A 728-nucleotide genomic window follows, 5' to 3' on the forward strand; every position below is an offset into this window, starting at 1 on the left:
TGGAAGCCGAAGTCGATCAGGCGCTTGGCGACGTCGTCGACGCTGATGCCGCTGGTGTCCTTGAGCGGACGCAGGTCGAGGATGCACTCGTGGGCCACCAGGCCGTTGCTGCCGGTGTAGAGCACCGGGTAGTGCTCTTCCAGGCGGCGGGCGATGTAGTTGGCGTTGAGGATCGCCAGCTGGGTGGCGCGGCGCAGGCCTTCGCCGCCCATCAGGCGGATGTACATCCAGGTGATCGGCAGGATGCTGGCGCTGCCGAAAGGTGCGGCGCTGACCGCGCCTTCCTTGCGCGCCATCTGCGCGTGGCCGGGCAGGAAGGGCGCCAGGTGGGCCTTCACGCCGATCGGGCCGACGCCCGGGCCGCCGCCACCGTGGGGGATGCAGAAGGTCTTGTGCAGGTTCAGGTGGGACACGTCGCCGCCGAACTGGCCCGGGGCGCAGAGGCCGACCATGGCGTTCATGTTGGCGCCGTCGATGTACACCTGGCCGCCGTTGGCATGGATGATCTCGCAGATCTCGCGGATGCCTTCCTCGAACACGCCGTGGGTGGACGGGTAGGTGATCATCAGCGCGGCGAGGCGCTCCCGGTGCTCCTCGGCCTTGGCCTTGAGGTCGGCGATGTCCACGTTGCCGCGGGCGTCACAGGCGGTCACTACCACGCGCATGCCGGCCATGGCGGCGGTGGCGGGGTTGGTGCCGTGGGCGGAGGCGGGAATCAGGCAGATGTC

The 728-nt window shown here is 69.1% G+C and carries 1 pseudogene; it reads right to left on the reverse strand.

From position 1 onward, the window contains the following. A pseudogene (locus tag ACFW0B_RS25870) lies at nt 1-728 on the reverse strand (glycine dehydrogenase (aminomethyl-transferring)); the annotation flags it as partial.

This window comes from Metapseudomonas phytobenefica (assembly GCF_043392685.1).
Taxonomy (GTDB): domain Bacteria; phylum Pseudomonadota; class Gammaproteobacteria; order Pseudomonadales; family Pseudomonadaceae; genus Metapseudomonas.